The organism is Halorubrum sp. CSM-61, from assembly GCF_003781945.1.
Classification (GTDB): domain Archaea; phylum Halobacteriota; class Halobacteria; order Halobacteriales; family Haloferacaceae; genus Halorubrum.
This window is the reverse complement of sequence record NZ_RJJW01000007.1, coordinates 185,345-202,646: the sequence shown is the minus strand read 5'-3', so window position 1 is coordinate 202,646 and position 17,302 is coordinate 185,345. Positions and strand designations below refer to the sequence as shown.

The following is a 17,302-nucleotide window of genomic DNA, read 5'->3' as shown; positions in this document are numbered from 1 at the left end:
ACGGCCGCGTTCGGGTTGGTGACGTCCATAATTCGGTTCTCGAGTGACTTCCGGTTCGCGAGGTTCGTCTTCCGGACACTTCCCTTTGAAGCGTCCCAGCCTCGGAAGTGCGGGTGGTCGGCTGCCAGCTCGCGGACCGCGGCTTCGCTCTCGCCTTCGATAAAGCACGCAAGCCGCGTCGCGCCTGCGCCGACGTCGGGAAATCGGACTCTATAGTACATTTTTGAATACCCCTCACCTCTCGTGGGGGGAAAGAAAACCGGAGGGAAGCGTCGAGATTAGTCAGTAGGCGGTTCGGTGTTTTGTAGTCAAGATGGCAAGCCAGTCACCCGATGCTTCGATGCTCGCCGCAGCTCGTACAGCGTTGGTCAACCGAACCTGCTGGCCTCGACGAGGATGAGATTTCACCCCCGCAGTAGGGGCACTCAGCGTCGTCATCGGGCGTGCTGGGAAGGTCGTCACGACTGACGTTGTCGGCGATGGCCTGCCGGTAGAGAGTGAAGGCTTCAGCGAGGTTCCCTGCTCTCCACTCGTCCGTTGGGACGGCGAGGCCTTCGCCGAGAGAACCGTGCCAGAGGTAGATGCGACCATCAAAGCCGTAGAGATCGATGGTGAAGACACGCCATTCGGAAGTTTTCGCGAGCAGAGTGATGTAGTCCTCGTGGAGTGCATCGGCGTGGATGTCCGGGTCAAGCTGGGGATGGTTTTCGGCGAACGCCGCGACCTCGTTTTCGTCGAGTGGGAGTGGGTGCTCTGTCAGTACTGTGAAGGCCCGTGGTCTGGTGTTGGTCATACTGAGTTATCTCGCGGGTCACCTGTAATGGCCGGAGAGAAATCCGACGGAATGATGGAAAATTCTTGTCGTCGGGTTCGCTCTCGGAGTCACACACGGGGGCCGCCGAGTCACGAGCGGACGTCACGGATTCGAGCGGCAAGTTCTCGACGAAGAGTTACGAGTTCGTCTCTGTGTTGGTTTCGCTCGATGGTTTTCTCTCTGAGTTCGCGGTGGAGGTCCCGCAGCGACCGGTCGGATGTCGGGGATGGGGAGGAGGGGGCAGGATGGTCGGACGCCTCCTCGTGGTCGGGGTCGGCTTCGTACTCGGGGATGTCCGCGCCACGAGCGCGGAGTTCGTCGACGGCCTCCCAGAAGTCCTTCCCGGATGGATACTCACCGTCGGTCGTGATGATGTCTTCCTCGAGGGCGACGATCTGGAGGGCGTCGAGAACTATGAGTCCGTCCCGATAGATCCACCCGTCATCCATTTCGGCGAGGCGGGTCCCGGAGTCCGAGTTCGTCCAACAGGGGTTCCGTGATTTCGTGCCGTCACTACGAGTTTCCGTAATTGGCGAGTCGAGGCGGATTTCGGACGGTCGCGTCGTCTCGACCGCCCGGTAGACGTCTTCGATGTTGGTCGTGGATGTTGGCGGTGACCGTTGAGATGGAGACGACGAGGGGGCCTCAGGCAACGTGTCCGTGGGCGGCTCTGAGACCTCAAATGAGGTATCCCCCTGGGGCTGCGGGGTCGTGAACGCGTCGACGACGTCGTCGATGAACGCCTGCGCCGGCTGCGTTTCGGTGGGCGTCCCGACGAGATGTTGGCCGGACATCGCGACGAAGCGGGCGGAGTCGTAGACTTCGATAGAGGCGTCCGGAAAGGTGTCGTGGGTGGGAAGATCGTCGGCAACAGTTGTGACGTCATCGGGGAGCTGACCGCGGCAGAGGATGTGGACGCCTGTTCCAGAGGGGGAGACATCGGCGTACGAATCTGCAGTCTGCAAGTGCTCGTGGACGACAGGGTGGATATAGCCAGTTCCCGGATCACGAGCATCGTCGTAGTCGACGACGACGAAGTCTTCGTCGGGGTACCCGTCACGGTTGCGGATGACGTACGCAAGCGCGAAGCCGGCTGAGAGCTTCTCGACCCAGTCTTGGACGGTGTCGAAGTCCGTCCAGACCGCGGGGTTCTGAGCATCGACATACCGCTTGGGCCAGTCCGGATGAGCGTAGGGCGCTCGTGGGACCTTTCGGTCGTTGTCGGTTGGCTTCCAAGTCAACCACTGGTCGTGGTCACGACAGTCTGCCGGATAGGTGCCCGTCTCAAGCGCGGGGGTCGGGGGACTCGTGAATGGCATAGTGGAGATTAAGGGTCGGCTCTGTCGGTTCGCAGGACCGTATTCGCCGTTCTCGGAGGCAAGGAGCGACGAGAGTGTCTGCGCGTCTGCTGCCAGTAGCGCAGGACAAACCAGCAGATGACCAGATCATGGTCTACGGGCGCAACACTACTGTCTAGATCGTATTCTCTAATCAGACGGGTACCTAGGTTTGAGCCTGTTCTCAACGACTCGCTCGACATTTTGACGCTTAGTCTTGTCCTCTTCAATATTGACCCAACTCCACTCGGTCCACTCCCACATTCGCCCCTGTTCCGTCTCACGTTCCAACTTTGAATCGTCTTCAACGAGTTCTCGGACAGTTTTGCTCTCTTGCTTCAATCGGCAGTGGTGATCATATAATCGCTGATACACGTTCTTGGTTTCCCCTACGTACAATGGTTCTCCGGATATGCCATCATAGAGGACATAGACTCCGGGATACACAGTGCTCTCTACTGGCTCATCCTGCAGCTTATCAGCATATTCAAGAACGTCATCCGGGTGGAAGTCTTCGAGACCCATAATCAAATGCCGTGGTTGTAACCAAATAAATACCATATATAGATCCATAGGCCAATAGATGTCAGTGTAGTAGAATCTGCTACTGGTGGGCACGACATGTTGATGATCGGCATTGGAGTCAGAACGCAGTGGCTCCGGGGGCAAAACAGGGCATCAACAGCCGTGTGGAGTAACTCTAAGGTGCCGACAGGGAAGAGAGGCTGCCTAGGCTTGCCGGTCTTTGCTGGAGGTGTGAACGGCGCATTCGAGAGACAGGCTAGATTTTGACCATCGGGTGACAGGTTTCCTGGATGTCGTGGTAGCGGTTGCGGATCGTAACCACACTCACGTTCGCGGCCTCCGCAAGTTCGGATTGCGTACATGAGTCACTGGAAGGCAAATCTGAGTGGTGCGTGGCGACGTAGAGGGCCGCAGCGGCCATCCCGACGGGATGCTTCCCGGAGTGGATGCCTGCCTCCATAACGTCCTTGAGGAGTTCCGTCGTAAACCGCTTGGTCTCCTGGCTGAGATCGAGTTCCGAACAGAGGCGAGAGAGATAGTCCCGTGGATCGGGCGGCGGGACTTCGAGCTCGAGTTCACGGACGAGATACCGGTAGGTGCGCTTGATGCGGATTTTATCGTCGATTCGACTGACCTGCGTGAGGGCTTCGAGATCGTGTGGAAGGCCAGCTTGCCGGATTGCGGCGTAGACGGCTGCAGTCGCGACGCCTTCATAACTCCGACCGGGGAGGAGGTCCTGATTACTGGCCCGGCGGCAGATGACGGCGGCGATGTCGTAGTCATCGTCGGGGAGATCGAGAGCGGCGGCCATACGCTGGATTTCTGAAAGCATCGCCTTGAGGCCGCGTTCCTTCGAGTTCCCGGTCCGGGACCGTTGTTGCCACGTGCGAAGTCGGGTCAGCTGCGCTCGCCGTTGTGAGGAGATGGTGTTCCCGTGGGCATCCTTGTTGCGCCAGTCGATCTCGGTGCTGAGGCCAAAGTCGTGCTGGGTTGGCGTGAGTGGGCTCCCTGTGTGGGACTTCTGTTCGCGTTCGTCCGCAGAGAAGGCCTGCCAGTCGGGGCCGCGGTCGATAGCATTCTCCGTGACGACGAGTCCACAGTCAGCACACCGGGTTTCTCCATGAACGTGGTCGACGTGAAGATCTCCGTCGCACTCGGGACACGTAGCGGTCCTAGCAGCGACGGCGGCGTCAGTGGTCTCGGATGGTCCAGTCGTACGCTCCGAGTCGGGTATCTTGCGAGTCCGAATCCGGCTGCTATCGGGAGTGGATGAATCGTTCTCGGTCATAGTGAGGGACGGAGAGGGATCGGTGATGACTCCCGCCACCTCACGTCGGGGGTGAAAAACAGGAACCGAGAGGTAAGACGGTGGATATGGCTTTAGGATAGGGTGTACACCCCTGGTACAGAGTGAAAATCACCAGGTGCTCAGCGGGAAGTTGAGGACGAGGAGTCCGAGCGAAGCAAGGACTTGAGACGAGCGAGACGTCCACCTGAGTCGTCGGCTGTGGAGTGCTCGAGATTGCCATCGTCGTCAGCGTGGGTGTCGGCGACATATTCAACGATCGCGACGAGCGTTTGTTCATCCAAGATGTCGACGAGCGTGTCAGTGTCGAGGGCATGGACTTGGACTTCGGCGTCGTTCTTGAGGGCGTCTTCGAGTTGGGAGTTCCGGACGTGGATACGCCGAAGTTTCTTTGTTCGCTCATCGAGTTCGGCTTCGAGTTCGTCTATCCGCTCCTCTCGAGCTTCGAGTTCGGCTTCAAGGCGGTCGATTTCTGCCTTGTAGAGTGATTCTGCACCCTCGCCGCGTCGGGGAGAATCGCGGCCACGCGTCCGACCGCTGCTGTGGGATGACCCCGGGTCGGACGGTGATGAACTGCCCGTCGCCTGGGCGTCGGCGTCGCGGTCAGGGGTGTAGTCGGGGGCAGAGTCGGGAGCAGGCGACCAGTCGCTTGCCGATGGGGCGGCCTCCGACTTGTCCTCCTCGTACTCGGGGATGTGCGCGCCGCGAGCACGAAGCTCGTCGACGGCCTCCCAGAAGTCCTCCCCAGAGGGATAATCTCGTTCGTCGGTGATGATGCCTTCCTCAAGGGCGACGACTTGGAGAGCGTCGAGGCCGATGAGACCATCACGGTACACCCAGCCTTCATCGAGTTGGGCGAGGCGCGTGCCAGACGAAGAGTTCGCCCAGGATGGATCCAGTGACTGCGTACCGTCAGCGCGCTCCTCAGTGACAGTCGAGCGGAGGCTGATGTCTCTCGGTCGGACGTGCTGGATAGCGTCGAAGACGTCCTGAATGTCGCTCGTGGTCTCGACGTCTTCGATGTCCTCGCGAGTGGTATCCGGTTCAAAGGCGACTTCATCGGGGGTTGCTGCAGAGACAGTCGCATAGTCCTCGACGAGCCCATCGAGGAAGGCTCGGCAGTCGCGCGTCTCGGTGGGTGTACCGGCGATGTGTCTGCCGGTCATCGTGATGAAACGCGCGGATTCATAGACCTCGATCGACGCCTCGGGAAAGGCCTGGTGTTCGGAGAGGTCGTCAGAGATGGTCTTGACGCGCTCGGGGAGCTGACCGCGGCAGAGGATGTGAACGCCGGTTCCAGACGGAGAGACATCGGCGTAGGATTCGGCGTCAGCAAGATGATCGTGGACGAGGGGATGGATTTCACCCGTGTCGGGGTCGCGGGCGTCGTCGTAGTCGATGACGACGAGGTCGGTCTCGAAGTCGTTGCGGTCGGGAATGACGTACGCAGGTTGGTGATGGGGAAGTTTATCCGCCCACTCTGCTGCGGTCTCGAAGTCCGTCCAGATGGTTGGGTCCTGCGCGGAGACGTACCGATCTGGCTGATTCGAGTTGTGATAGGGTGCACGGGGAATCTTGCGGCCGTCGTCGGCTTCCTTCCAGGTCAGCCATCGTGAGACCTTCATACGGTCCTCGGGATAGACGCCTGACTCGGTCGGTGGGGCGGGGAGATCGCTCGCCATGAGCAGTCAACTCGCCAGAACATATACAGTTCTCTGACTTTAGTCCATGGGAGGGTGTCGCGAAGAGGACGATGTAATGGTCAGGCTGCCTGCGTATCATCGAGGAGGAGTTCCGCAAGGAGGCGCGCGCCGACCTTGTTGAGCGTCTGGTTGCTCGAGGCGTCGTGAGGGTGATGGATACAGGCCGGGCATCCCTCATCACATTCGCAGTCGGCAACACGGGTCTGTGCGAATTCGAGGGCATCCTCGAGGTGCTGGAAGACGCTACGAGCGAGGCCGACACCACCAGGATGGTCGTCGTAGAGGACAATCGTAGGGTGACCGGTTGTGTCGAGACGCGAGATTGCGAGCCCGCGCATATCGCTGCGGTCGCAGAGGACGGTTGCTGGAAGGACGCCCAGCAGTGCGTTCGTGAGGGCGTAGAGGCTCCCCTCGAAGGACGGCGATGGCGCGTCAGGGTCATCGGCGTTGGGATGCTCCTCGGTGAAGGCATCCCGAATGGCGGGCGGGATGGTGATGACGAGACCATCCGTGGAGAGTTCGGTTTCCGGAAGGTCGGTCTCGATCGGAACAGGTCCATTCAAGCTCCCGGACTGGTGGGTGTAGTAGCTGACGACGGTTTCGCTGACGGTCAACTCGGTGAGCTGGACGGCGGGGGGTGCTGTGTCGGCGCTCGCGGCACCGCCATCAGTCGCGACCTTGGGGTCGGCTGTGCCGGGAAGGCCGCGTGTCTCGTCGGCGTCTTGGAGCGTGAGCGTGCGGTCTGTGACCGCGCTGGTCGTGTAGGTCGCGTTTGTAGGCTCGACCCACGCGATTGGCGAGGCGGAGCCGGATGCTCCCGGCGGGGTTTCCGGATCGAGATCGACGTCGATGACGCGGTACCGCTGGCCTTGATGGAAGTAGATCGCGCCGGGGTGGGCATCGCGAAGGCCGGAGGCGAGTGGAAGTTCACCGAGGACGTCGAGCTCGTTACTCGCGGGAATGTCCGGGGAGGACTGGTTGTCCGGTGTCACAACGATACGGAGCGAGCGCGAGTTGATCGACCGGAGGGAAACGTGCTGGCTCGGCGGCGGTCCCCCGTTGGGGACGTACGTCCACGTGATATCTGTCGAGGTGAGCGAGCGGTCGAGGACGCCGGCGTCGGTAAGTGCTGAGACGTACTTCGGGAGATCATCGCCAAACCAAGTGTTGTCGTCGGTGGTAAGGGGGGCTTCGGCGGCGGCTGCCGGAAGGTGTTCGGTAAGGACACGTGGGTTCTGGGGGTTGCATTCGACGGATTCGACGCTGCCGTCAAGGAGATCGTCCGGATGGTCGAGTGCGTATTGGTCGAGCGGATCTGCGCCGCCGACGAGGCCGACAATGCTCGGGTCGGTCCCCCGGCCGGCACGGCCGGCTTGCTGGAAGAGTTCCATCCGTGTTCCCGGATAGCCGTCGACGAGGACGGCGTCGAGGTTCCCGATGTTGATCCCGACCTCGAGGGCGTTCGTGCTCCAGACGACGCGGATGTCGCCGGAATGCAGCCCGGCTTCAAGTTCTTCTCGCCGCTCGTCCGAGAGTGCGGCCTGATACGCGGCCACGTCGTCGGCGAGGCTGGGATAACCGTCACGCTGGAGGCGGCGAGCGGTGACCTGAGCGTACTGTTCGGCCGCTTGTCGGCTTCGCGTGAAGACGATAGTCTGGAGACCGCGTTCGACGAGCGCCGCTGCGAGACGTGCAGTTGTCCGGTGTGTCGATCGAGCTTGCCCCTGCTGGCCGCGGGGTGGTTGCCAGAAGAGCCAGTGCGTTGAGCCGCCAGCACTTGTGTCCTGGTCGACGACGTGAACGTCGGCTGGGTCGACGCCAGTCAGCTGGACAGTGTGCTGGCGAGGGTTGTCGATGGTGGCTGAGCAGGCGACGATTGTCGGGTCAGCGTCGAAGGTTTTTGCGACCCGACGGAGTCGTCGAAGGACGACGCCGACGTGACTACCAAAGACGCCACGGTACTGATGCTGTTCGTCGATGACGATCAGGTCCAAGTTGGAGAGGAACCAGCCCCAGAGTTTGTGGGCGAACGGGAGGATGGAGTAGTTGATCATATCAGGCGTCATCGCGAGAACGTGCGGTTGCCGCTCGCGGACGCGACGTTTCTGGTGTCGAGAGAGTCCGCCCGTGTAGCGCCCTGCGTCAAGATGGGGGTCGACGTTCTGGAGGAAGTCGTAGAGATCGTCGGCTTGGTTGTTGATGAGAGCGCGCGTCGGTGCGATATAGAGAGTGCGGCCGTCGTCGACGAGGGCGCGCTCGGCGGCGAGAATCGAATACGGGAGTGATTTCCCCGACCCGGTCGGGGTCGCGAGGGTGACGTGTTTGCGGAGTCGAGCGTGCCGAATCGCTTCCGCCTGATGGTCGTAGACTTGATCGATGCCCTTCTTGCGGATCGCCTCGGAAAGCTCCGGGCGCAGAGGGACATCCGTAGTCTGCGCTGACCGTCCAGTCATCACGCGGTGGTTCACGAGGGTTCCACCGACGGTGGCCTCGTTCTCGGCAAGCCAGTCGACAGTATCGTGGATCGAGGGGCGTTCGCCGGCTGATCCATCGAAGGCGCGTGTCCCCGCTTCGAGCTCCACATACTGAGAGACAGACGCGTCGGCGTTCGTCTTTGAGCGACTCTTCGAGCCGGCACGCGACACGTCCGACTCTGACGGTGGTGACTCCTTCGTCATAACTTCCTTCACCTCCAGTGGAGGGAGAGAAATGCCGTGCGAGACCTCAGAGAGCCGTGGATGACGGTGTTTCGACGAGCGTAGTGAGGTGTTCCCGAGGCCGACTACGGAGTAGCCTCAACGAGCGTGCTCGTCTCGTCGTCCGCCGATGTCGAGCGACGTGCGCGGACAGCCGTCGAGGGAAGGAGTTCGAACGCAACATGGCGGAACTGCACGAGCCCACACGATTCGTTCGGACAGACGATGGCATCGGCGTCGGCGTCGATCGCGCTGCCGGGGACGGCGGGCGCGTGCTCAGGGAGGATGCTGTCCTCACCAGGATCGCGGTCGTTGTCGTAGAGGGCGAGATCGGTGTAGTAGTAGACCCCCTTGTGCTCGCAACGGGGGCAGCTGTACGCGAGGATCTGACCAGCGGGGGCAGCAGCAGAGGGTTTCACAGGCAATCAATCAAAAGTGCGTTGCCCGGACGTTTAACCTCAGGGGTGCAGCCGGGGCCGGGCGGTACGAGAGCGGGGATCAGGGATCGGCTTCCCAGTACTGGATGGCGAGGCGGCCGTTGCCGAGATCGTCGACATCGTAGGCAACGTCGTCGGGGATGTTGAGGTCGACGATGGCTTCACCCTCGACGAGCTGGGAATCATCGAGGCCAGTCTGTTCGGCGCTCGTTTCGAGTTCAGGATCGAGTGGTGGAGTCGAATCGGACGTCATAAATTCTGGAGACATCAGTCACTTTGAATCCGGGGAGCGAGCATCTGAGTGACAGTAGCGGCGCCGTCGGCGTACTCGTAGTTGAACTTCGCGGGGAAGTCCTCGCCGAGGAGAATTTCGACTTCGGCGTCCTTCGGGATGGCCTTGTTGAAATCCTTGAGGTAGTCCAGCGAGAAGAGCGAGTCGGCAGCGCCGACCTCGAGGTCGATGAGGTCGTCGCGACCGAGTTCAAGGTCGACATCGTCGGTATCGCCTTCGGCGTGGACGCGGAAGGCCTCGTCGTCGGGATCGACGATGAGTTCGACGTGGTCGGAGACCATATCGGCGGCCCGAACAGCACGGTCGATGTCGCGACCTTCGAGGACGACGCGTGCTGGGAGGTCGAGGTCGGGGATGTCGGGCTCTTGGCGGATCGTGTCGGGGTCGAGGAGTGCGAGCGTGTACTCGAGACCGCCGAACTCAATGAGGAGCTTGCGGGTCTCCGGGTCGAGCGACATCTGGATGAGGTCGTCGTCATCAGCCATACCGACGACGTCGGCGAGCTTGGTGAGGTCGACGCCGAGGACGCCACCATCGGCTTGGTAAGACTCGAAGGCGGTTTCGGTGATGTTCGTCTCGTCCATCGCGACGTTCGCGGGATCGACAGCGGCGAGGCGAAGGCCGAGATCGTTCAGGTGGACACGGGATTCGTCGACGAGGACGCTAAGCGTGGTGATCGTCTGGTCGAGGCGGTCAGCCGCGATGATCGCCGAGAACGCCTGGGGTGGGCGGGTGTCGGACGGCGACTCCTCATCGCTGCCGTCACTATCGGTCTCTGCGTCATCTGCTTTCTCGACTTCCGTCCCGTCAGCGTCGGGGGCTTCGGCCTCCGTGTCAGAGGCGTCAACCTCAGTATCGGCCTCGACGTCGATGTCGGGCTCTTCATTTGGGTCGGTGTCGGTACCGTTGGGTGATTCGGGTGTGGATTCTGCCATAGGTGTGATGGATTGTGATCGTTGGTGTCGTCGTGATTATCGGTAGACGCGAGTAGACTGTTCTCGAGGGTGGTGTGGGGCGTCTCACTCGAGCTTACATCTCCCGTGGAGTGCGAAAAACGGCCGTACTGGACGGACCTGTGAGTCCTTGGTGGAGGCATCGTAGTCTCGACGGTCAGTCCAAGTGGAGGGTCGTCCAGAGATCGAACGCGGCGTCCTTGTAGAGGACAGTCTCGCAGTCCGCGCACTGATACTCGACGGCGCCGAGCCGGTCACCTCCGCCGAGCGGCGTGACTTTGCCGCCACGATGCCGCGCAATTTCCGTCTCGATGAAGGAGGACACGATCAGTCTCGACCCACAGTGCGGGCACGGCTGCCCCGGCTTCCAGTCCGGACGGCGACTCGTATGCACGTGATGAGCAACGCCATCCGAGCTCGGCGAAGTGACGGCGTACGGTTTGTACTCCGCGAGGGGGTCGTACTCCTCATCGGCGAGCACGGAGTTATCCGAGTGCTGGTTCGGAGACTGTCCGTCACGATTGTCGGTCATAGGAAATCCCTCACTCTCGGCAGGGGAGAACAAACTACTGCCTGTCCGATACGCGAGCGGACGGCTCTAGAGGATTAGAGGTACTCGACGGAGGTTGAGTAGTCCACGATCGATTCTTTTTCGTCGACAGATGCGAGGGACTGCGCTTCGTCGATGAGCCAGTTGTTCGCGGCGTTGATAGCCGCTTCTACATCGTGACCGAGCTCGGGGTGGGGTCGGGAGCGTATGCGAAAAAATCTTGTCGGGGAGAAACCCCCCGAAGCGTGGATGTGGAAGTGCGTGAGACGAGTCGAACGACGGAGGGAGAGACAGCGTCAGCGGGGAGTGCGCCGCCCTACTCGTCGTCCTCTCCTTCGTTGATCTCGCCGGCCTCGAGGTCGTCGAGAGCGTTGCTGACCATCGCCTCGTAGGCATCGAGATCAGGGTCGTAGAGGTCGACAGCCATCGCATCGTAGTTGCGCTCGTCGTCGTTCTCGGTGGGGTCGTCGGGGTCGAACGCCTCGAGCCGTGCCTTCGTCTGCTCGGCGGTTTCCGCGACCCACGCGTCCCGAGCCTCACCGTCGACGATGCTGATCGACTCGGGGCGGATGGAGACGTTGATGTCACCGTCGTCGGTCTCGTAGGTGCGCGCCTTGCCGACCACTGCGACGTACGCCGGGGCTTCCGCATTCCGCAGGACGCTGGCGGCCTCGGGCTGGTACTGCCCAGCATAGGCGAAGAACGTCCCGGTCGGGCCCACGATGCGGGCCTGCCAGTACTCGGAGTCGTTGCCGACGTCCGTCGTCTCGGTCAGCGTTCCGACCACGAAGACACGATTGGCCTTCTCACCCGACGGCAGCAGCGAGTACACGGGCGCACGGTCTTCGTCGGATTCGGTGAAGGTGCTTGTTGCGTTGTTGAACTCCTCGGCGAAGACGCGCTTGGCGACCTCGCGGTCACCATTCGCTGCGCTCCCGGGCGAGACAGCGTCTTCGGAGAGAGTGTTGCCCGCCTCACAGTCGTTGACCACGAGGTAGTTGCCGATGACCGGCCCTGAGACCGTGTAGGAATGTCCGAGGATCTCCTCCTCGACGGCATCGGCGACGACGCTCGTGTCGAGAGCGTCCATCGCCATCTGCTTGGCCTCCTCGATGGTGATGCCGGTGAGATCCTCGGTGGCTTCCTGATTGAAGAGGACGTCGTAGGCCGTCTGGCCGTCGTCGATGACCGCCTTCACGCGGAGATCGAACTCGCCGTCGACCTCGCCGTGTTCGGAGCAGCGCCCGTTCTGGAGAACGCGCGTGCAGTCCTCGCCGGGACATCGCTTGACGAGGCCGCTTCCGGGTTGGACAGCCACGACTGCGCCAGCGGCCTCGACATCGGTCGAGCCGACTTCGAGGTCGGCGGCGTCCTCGTCGTCGACGGGAATGATGTCGGACGCGGAGTTGACCTGGACGCTGAGTCGGTCCTGGTACTCGTCGGAGACGACGTTCTCGAATCGGTACACGCCATCTTCCTCGATGGTCGGTGCGTCGGCGGACTCCCACACAGTCACCTTGATGGTGCCGGTCTCGTCACCGATGAGGCCGACTTGAGCGATGGAGTCGACGTCGTTGTCCCAGAGCTGGACGACCTTCGCCGTGACCGAGAGCCACTCGTTCGGACCCTCGACGGTCGCGATCTCGCGCTCGTCGGCCGGACCGCTGGAACCGCTCTGACCGTCTAAATCGTCGTAGTCGAGTCCGTACGCGTCGAGGAAGTAGTTCCGCGTGGTGCGGACGGCCTCGTCCTTCGGGACGCGGTATTCGTCGACGAGCATCGAGAATCGCTCGGCGATCTCTGCTTCGTCTACTTCGACGTCGTCCGGGAATTGGTCAGCGAGCTCTGCCGCTTCGTCGGGAATGGAATTAGCTACTGCCATCGTTGGTCACTCCGATTCGCGTTCGGGAATCGGCTGGTGGGACGTCTCGAGTCAGGTCGACGCCCTGCGCGCCTTCCTGCTCACGCCCCTGCACCCCAATCCGGGGGAAATAAACCGCCGTTGCGACGGGAACGCGGGTGGTGGGTGTCGCCACGCGCGCCGGGATTCGGCTCATTACCTGCATAGTCGTGAGTCCCCCTTCACCCCCCGCGGGGGGATAAACCGCGTGCGGTGCGTTCGGTCGTTGGTCAGAGGCGATGCTCGGCCAGCCTCCGGCGAGCGGTGCGGATCGTCGAGGCGAGACGGGCGACAATCCGTGTCCTCCAAATGCGTCTGTAGGTAGAGGCGGCGGTGCCGTCATCTGTCTCCCGCGAATCGGCGTCAAGGATATCTGAGTCGTCGGGGCCAGGGTGGGCGCGGTCGGATGTGGACGACCACTCGTGGTCGTCAAGACTGGGGATCGCGGCCGCGACCTCAGCATCGGTTGCACCCGTTGGAACGCCCGTTGCCGAGTCGAGGCCAGAGTCGGGATCGGCCGGGTCCGCGGGGTCGTACTTCCGGCGGACGACAGCAGAGGCGTCCTCAAGAGGGACACTCCAGTTGGCGAGGAATTCGAGATCCTCGACGACCGCGTCACGGGTCGGCGGCGTCTCAGTCGTCCGAGCGAGGTGGGTGACGAGGTACTCCGCCACTCCCTCGCGGGACGCAGTGAGGTACTGCCGAGTGGCTGTCTGTGCACGATCTACAGAGAGGCCGTAGTCCGCGACGAGTCGCTGCATATGCTGGTCGACGATGTCCTCGGACGCGACGTCAGCCGGAAGGTCGTTCATCAGCTCGTTGACCGCCCGTTCGATGCGAAGCGTCCGTTCGGTCATCGATCTTCACCTGCCTTCCCAGGCCACCAGTCGTCGTCCTCGATCGTCGGTGGCTCGTAGAGCCCCGGTTCGCGGGGTCGCCGACGGAAGTCGGACAGCTGTGCTTGACGCGGTCGCGATCGCTCACGGGGAGCTGCTGCGCTGGACATCTGTGAAGTCACCTCACCCCCTGTTGGGAGGGACAAACTCACGTCGGTCGCCACGGGTGATGGCGTCGCCGAGCGCCCCCACGGGCCACGCGGTGCTGTCGAGGTTGTGGCTGCGCGCGCAGCGACGCTCGCGTCGCGAGCACGGAGCGGTGGGCGGGGCGGTGGGTAGTGGGTGCCGGGAGCCACACACTAACCAGCCGGTTGCGATGCCTACCTGAGGACTACTCGCGGCACACGCAAAAAAGCGGCCGAGCGATGGCCTACTCGTCGTCCCGCCGTCCGAGCGTGACCTCGATCGCCCGCTCCATATCGATGTGGTTGATCCACGCGTGCTGGTCGCTATCGGCCGACCACGGAGCGATTGTCGGATCATCCGACTGCCGCTTCCGCCGCGTCATCGGGCCGTCACCCCGGTCGAGGATGGTGAGGTCCGTATCACCGACGACTGCCAGGGTCGCATCACCCTTGTAGGCGTTGACACGCACCCGCTCCGCCCGAATCCGGTCGCCCACCGCGAGCGTCGGCTTGTCACCCGCCGCGAACCAGACCGTGAACTTCGCCGTGTCGCCGGCCTCGTCTTGCACCAGTCCCACCTGGTACTGCGACCGATGCTTCGGCGTCCACAGCGTGGTCACCTCCGCCTCGACCGTCGTCTCCCACTGCTCGTAGGGATCGATCGACCCGATGGGCTGCTTGATCTCGAACATCCGCTCGAGTGTCTCCTTGACGGCGATCGTCGCGTTCATCACGTCCGACCCGTCCTGGATGTGCCGGGCGATGCACTTCCCGAACGTCGCTCTGGACATCGCTGCTTCGCCTTGGAAGTGCTCGGCCAGCCGCGCCGCGCCCTTGTTCACCTGGGCGAGCGTTTCCTGGTCAAGTGACGCCCGCGGGTCAGGGCCGTCACTCACGGACGTCGTCGTGACCGGTTCGTCGTCTGCCGGATCAACGCGCTTGACGCCGACCGTCTCTGCCGGCGGGCCCTCCCACGGGTCGTCGCTCTCTGAGACGGAGTGGCGAATCGGCACCCGCGTCCGCATATCGTCTCGCGACCGCGCCGCTCGGTCGATGCCCGCCACCTCTGCCGCGATCGCCTTCGCGCGGTTCCGCTCATCGGCCTCGAACTCGCCGCGCATTCGCTCTTCAGTCGCTAGCGTGTAGTGCTCCGGGGACACCTCCGCGAACGGCGCTTGCAGGTCGCGTCGAGGCTCGGGGATGTCCATTTCCGCGAGTGCCTGCTCCCAGTAGACCCCAGTGGAGACGCCGCGCACCAGCTCGCCGACATCGCCCTCAACGACGTCGCCCAACTGCTGGCCGTGCATCACTGCCTGAACATCCGCGTAGGTGCCACCTGCGCGGCCGGTCATCTCGCGCCTGTGGGGGAGCCCCGTCTCGTCTTCTTGGTCGTCCTCGTCCGACGTTTCGTGCTGTGAGGCAGCCGCCCGGTACTGCGCGTCCATCCGCGCCGAGCGTTCTCGCGCATAGTTTCCAGGAACGAGTTCCTGCCCCCGGCTGTCCTCGACCGGTTCGTCGTTCGGGGTCGGGGGGCGTTTGTCGATGTCCACACCGACCACGTTATCGCCGTTCTCCAGATGGGGACTGCTGTAGAGCAGATCCATCTCGAGTTCGTCGTACTTGTCAGGCTGTCCAACCGCCGATGGGCTTTTTTGCCCTGAGTTGAAACTAGACATTGCTGTTTCACGGGGAGTGATCCCCTGTTGGGCGCGCTCCACCGCGCCCGCCTTCTGACCGCCGACCGACGGGTGTATTCGTACACCCTTCACCGCGCGGAGGGGCGAACAAACCCACCGCGGGGCGCGCCTGAGCGGCCGACGTTCCGCACGCCGACCGCCCGGCGCCGCCTGCCGACGGCCCGACGCCCTGTCACGGGCTACCTGACTCTATGATTTCAATCCCCCTCAACAGTTGGAAGGGACTGTGCGTCTTGGACGCTGGCGCGGCCGATTTCGGGAGAAGGGACCCGCGGCGCACCGACCGGATGCGCCGCGGGTAGTGTCTGCCGGAATCGAGGCCCGCGCCCAGCGCCACAAGCTGGAAGGCGTCCGGCGGGTGCACCCCTGACGCGGGCGCGTTCGGGAGAAGGGACCCGCCGAAGGCGGGTAGTGTCTGCCGAAGGCGGCCGCGATCAGGGGAATGCACGCGCCAGAGGCATCCGGCAAGTGGTCTCCCCAAGACGTGCAGTTCATATCCGACAAGTGGGGGGGATGGTTTCCTCTTAAGCGTTCCTTCCGACACGGCGAGAGGTACTGAGGCGGCCGATTCCGTGGAGAAGGGGCCCGCGCGAAGCGCGGGAAGTATCTCCGCGGAATCGCGGCCCGCGTCAGGGTCTCGAGCTTGTCGGAACGACGGCGCTCGCGCGTGTGTGATAGCGCGAGCGCCGTCGGGTACCGGCAGGGGAGCCGGCTGCCGTCGTGAGCTGGCCGATGTCAGTGGAAGGGACCCGCGCGAACGTGTGAGCGCGGGTAGGGTCCGCTGAGATCGTGCCAGGTCAGGAACGGCACGGCGGCTTCCCCCGCCCGTCCCGTGGACGCTTAAGAGGAAAGAAATTAATTTTTGCTCGGCGGCTTCTGGCGGGTGGCCCGTACCGCCAGAACGAAGCCCGGTGCGGGGCCCTGCCCGCCGAGGTACGGGAGTCGCGAACCCGGCAGATGCGGCCGATGAACAACGTGAACCAGCCGCGCACGGCCGATTCCGGGAGAAGGGACCCGCCGAAGGCGGGTAGTGTCTGCCGGAATCGAGGTCCGGGTGCGGGTCGGTGAACGCAGATGAATCGGCCGCATATGGCCGGGCTGAGTCGTGCGTCGCCGCGCGCTGAACCGGTCGATTTCGTGTGGAAGGGGCCCGCGCGAGCTTGCGAGCGCGGGAAGGTATCCGCGCGAAATCGTGACCCGGTCCGGTTCAGCGTGCTGGCGACGTATGACTCAGGCGAACGGAGTGAGCGACGCGATCTCCCGTGCCTTCGGCTCGGCAGGCCCCGTGCCCGGCTTCGCCCCGACTCGCCGGGAGGCCGACAGAGGCGCCCGATTTCCGTGGAAGGGACCCGCCCCGGTGGGGGCGGGTAGGGTCCGCGGAAATCGCTGGTGGCTCCGGCGGCCCCTCCCGGTGAGTGCGCGGCGCGCGCTACTGCACGCGCCAGCGCAAGGGGGGCGACCGAGTGAGGAAACCTGGTCGTAGCACGACCCGATGTCTCCCGAGGCCGCCGAATCCGCTCGATGAGCGGTGTTACGAGGCGCCGTCGCGGACTGGAAGGGACCCGCGAGCGGGTTGCGCTCGCGGGTAGGGTCCGGTTCGCGTCGGTGTCTCGTGACCGCGCAATCCGCGGACTTCGGCGGGTGAGTGGACGACATCGGCTCCCACGGACTGGCCGGTGAGGCGGCCGATTTCGGGGAAAGCTACGCGATTCCCCGAAATCGTGGCCCGCCGTCAGCGGCCAGAGCGTGTGGAGCAGGTCCCGGAAATCAGCCGCCGCTACGACGCGGTCCTAATTCACCCACGGAGACCGTCCGACGAGCTCTGCTCGTCGCGGCGGTCTCGATCCAAAGCGCGCGCGACCCCGACGCGCGCGGCACCCTTCTCGAGACACACCGATTGGGCATCCATACGCGCCAGAGCAGCGAGCCGACGGCCGTCACGCCGGAACGCGGTGGCGACAGCGACCACTCGGCCGCCGAGGCCACACCACTATGCTCTATCGACAGCCCACGGCGTCTCACGACGGCGCGACCCCCCGCCTCGAGTACAGCCGACAGCCCCTCGCGAAGT

13 protein-coding genes and 1 pseudogene are annotated in these 17,302 nt (G+C 63.2%); all 14 read right to left on the bottom strand.

Translation table 11 applies throughout. The features are described 5' to 3' along the window. Window positions 1-325: 325 nt before the first annotated feature. Window positions 326-793 (bottom strand): hypothetical protein, encoded by a 468-nt coding sequence (locus EDM04_RS13675; protein ID WP_123623029.1) that lies wholly within the window; start codon window positions 791-793, stop codon window positions 326-328. A 110-nt stretch (window positions 794-903) separates the two neighbouring features. Further along, the gene (locus tag EDM04_RS13670) at window positions 904-2,133 is read right to left on the bottom strand and encodes a hypothetical protein (protein WP_123623027.1); all 1,230 of its coding nucleotides are present in this window, start codon (window positions 2,131-2,133) and stop codon (window positions 904-906) included. A gap of 168 nt (window positions 2,134-2,301) precedes the next feature. Further along, window positions 2,302-2,676, bottom strand: a complete 375-nt coding sequence (locus EDM04_RS13665) for a GIY-YIG nuclease family protein (RefSeq protein WP_164471138.1) — start codon at window positions 2,674-2,676, stop codon at window positions 2,302-2,304. A 256-nt stretch (window positions 2,677-2,932) separates the two neighbouring features. Beyond that, window positions 2,933-3,964, bottom strand: coding sequence for a transcription initiation factor IIB family protein (locus EDM04_RS13660; protein ID WP_123623023.1), 1,032 nt, complete (start codon window positions 3,962-3,964; stop codon window positions 2,933-2,935). 140 nt (window positions 3,965-4,104) lie between these two features. Beyond that, window positions 4,105-5,664: a hypothetical protein gene (locus EDM04_RS13655; RefSeq protein ID WP_123623020.1), complete on the bottom strand. Its 1,560-nt coding sequence runs from the start codon at window positions 5,662-5,664 to the stop codon at window positions 4,105-4,107. 80 nt (window positions 5,665-5,744) lie between these two features. After that, window positions 5,745-8,363 carry a DEAD/DEAH box helicase gene (locus tag EDM04_RS13650; protein ID WP_123623018.1) on the bottom strand — a complete coding sequence of 873 codons (2,619 nt, stop codon included), beginning with the start codon at window positions 8,361-8,363 and terminating at the stop codon, window positions 5,745-5,747. 104 nt (window positions 8,364-8,467) lie between these two features. Beyond that, window positions 8,468-8,806, bottom strand: a complete 339-nt coding sequence (locus EDM04_RS13645) for a hypothetical protein (protein ID WP_123623015.1) — start codon at window positions 8,804-8,806, stop codon at window positions 8,468-8,470. Between the two features lie 73 nt (window positions 8,807-8,879). Beyond that, window positions 8,880-9,071, bottom strand: coding sequence for a hypothetical protein (locus tag EDM04_RS13640; protein ID WP_123538957.1), 192 nt, complete (start codon window positions 9,069-9,071; stop codon window positions 8,880-8,882). Window positions 9,072-9,085: 14 nt separating this feature from the next. Then, on the bottom strand, window positions 9,086-9,817 hold the full coding sequence (locus EDM04_RS13635) for a DNA polymerase sliding clamp (RefSeq protein WP_241154927.1): 732 nt from the start codon (window positions 9,815-9,817) through the stop codon (window positions 9,086-9,088). 403 nt (window positions 9,818-10,220) lie between these two features. Continuing rightward, the gene (locus EDM04_RS13630) at window positions 10,221-10,595 is read right to left on the bottom strand and encodes a hypothetical protein (protein ID WP_123623011.1); all 375 of its coding nucleotides are present in this window, start codon (window positions 10,593-10,595) and stop codon (window positions 10,221-10,223) included. Window positions 10,596-10,929: 334 nt separating this feature from the next. Next, a complete protein-coding gene (locus EDM04_RS13625) occupies window positions 10,930-11,604 on the bottom strand; it encodes an RPA family protein (RefSeq protein ID WP_394338986.1) in 675 nt (224 codons plus the stop codon). Beyond that, window positions 11,587-12,495, bottom strand: a pseudogene (locus tag EDM04_RS13620) (replication factor A); the annotation flags it as partial. The gene EDM04_RS13625 and the pseudogene EDM04_RS13620, both read right to left, overlap by 18 nt. Before the next feature lie 248 nt (window positions 12,496-12,743). Beyond that, window positions 12,744-13,370 carry a hypothetical protein gene (locus EDM04_RS13615; RefSeq protein ID WP_123623009.1) on the bottom strand — a complete coding sequence of 209 codons (627 nt, stop codon included), beginning with the start codon at window positions 13,368-13,370 and terminating at the stop codon, window positions 12,744-12,746. Between the two features lie 409 nt (window positions 13,371-13,779). Continuing rightward, window positions 13,780-15,138 (bottom strand): hypothetical protein, encoded by a 1,359-nt coding sequence (locus EDM04_RS13610; protein WP_123623007.1) that lies wholly within the window; start codon window positions 15,136-15,138, stop codon window positions 13,780-13,782. Window positions 15,139-17,302: the final 2,164 nt, after the last annotated feature.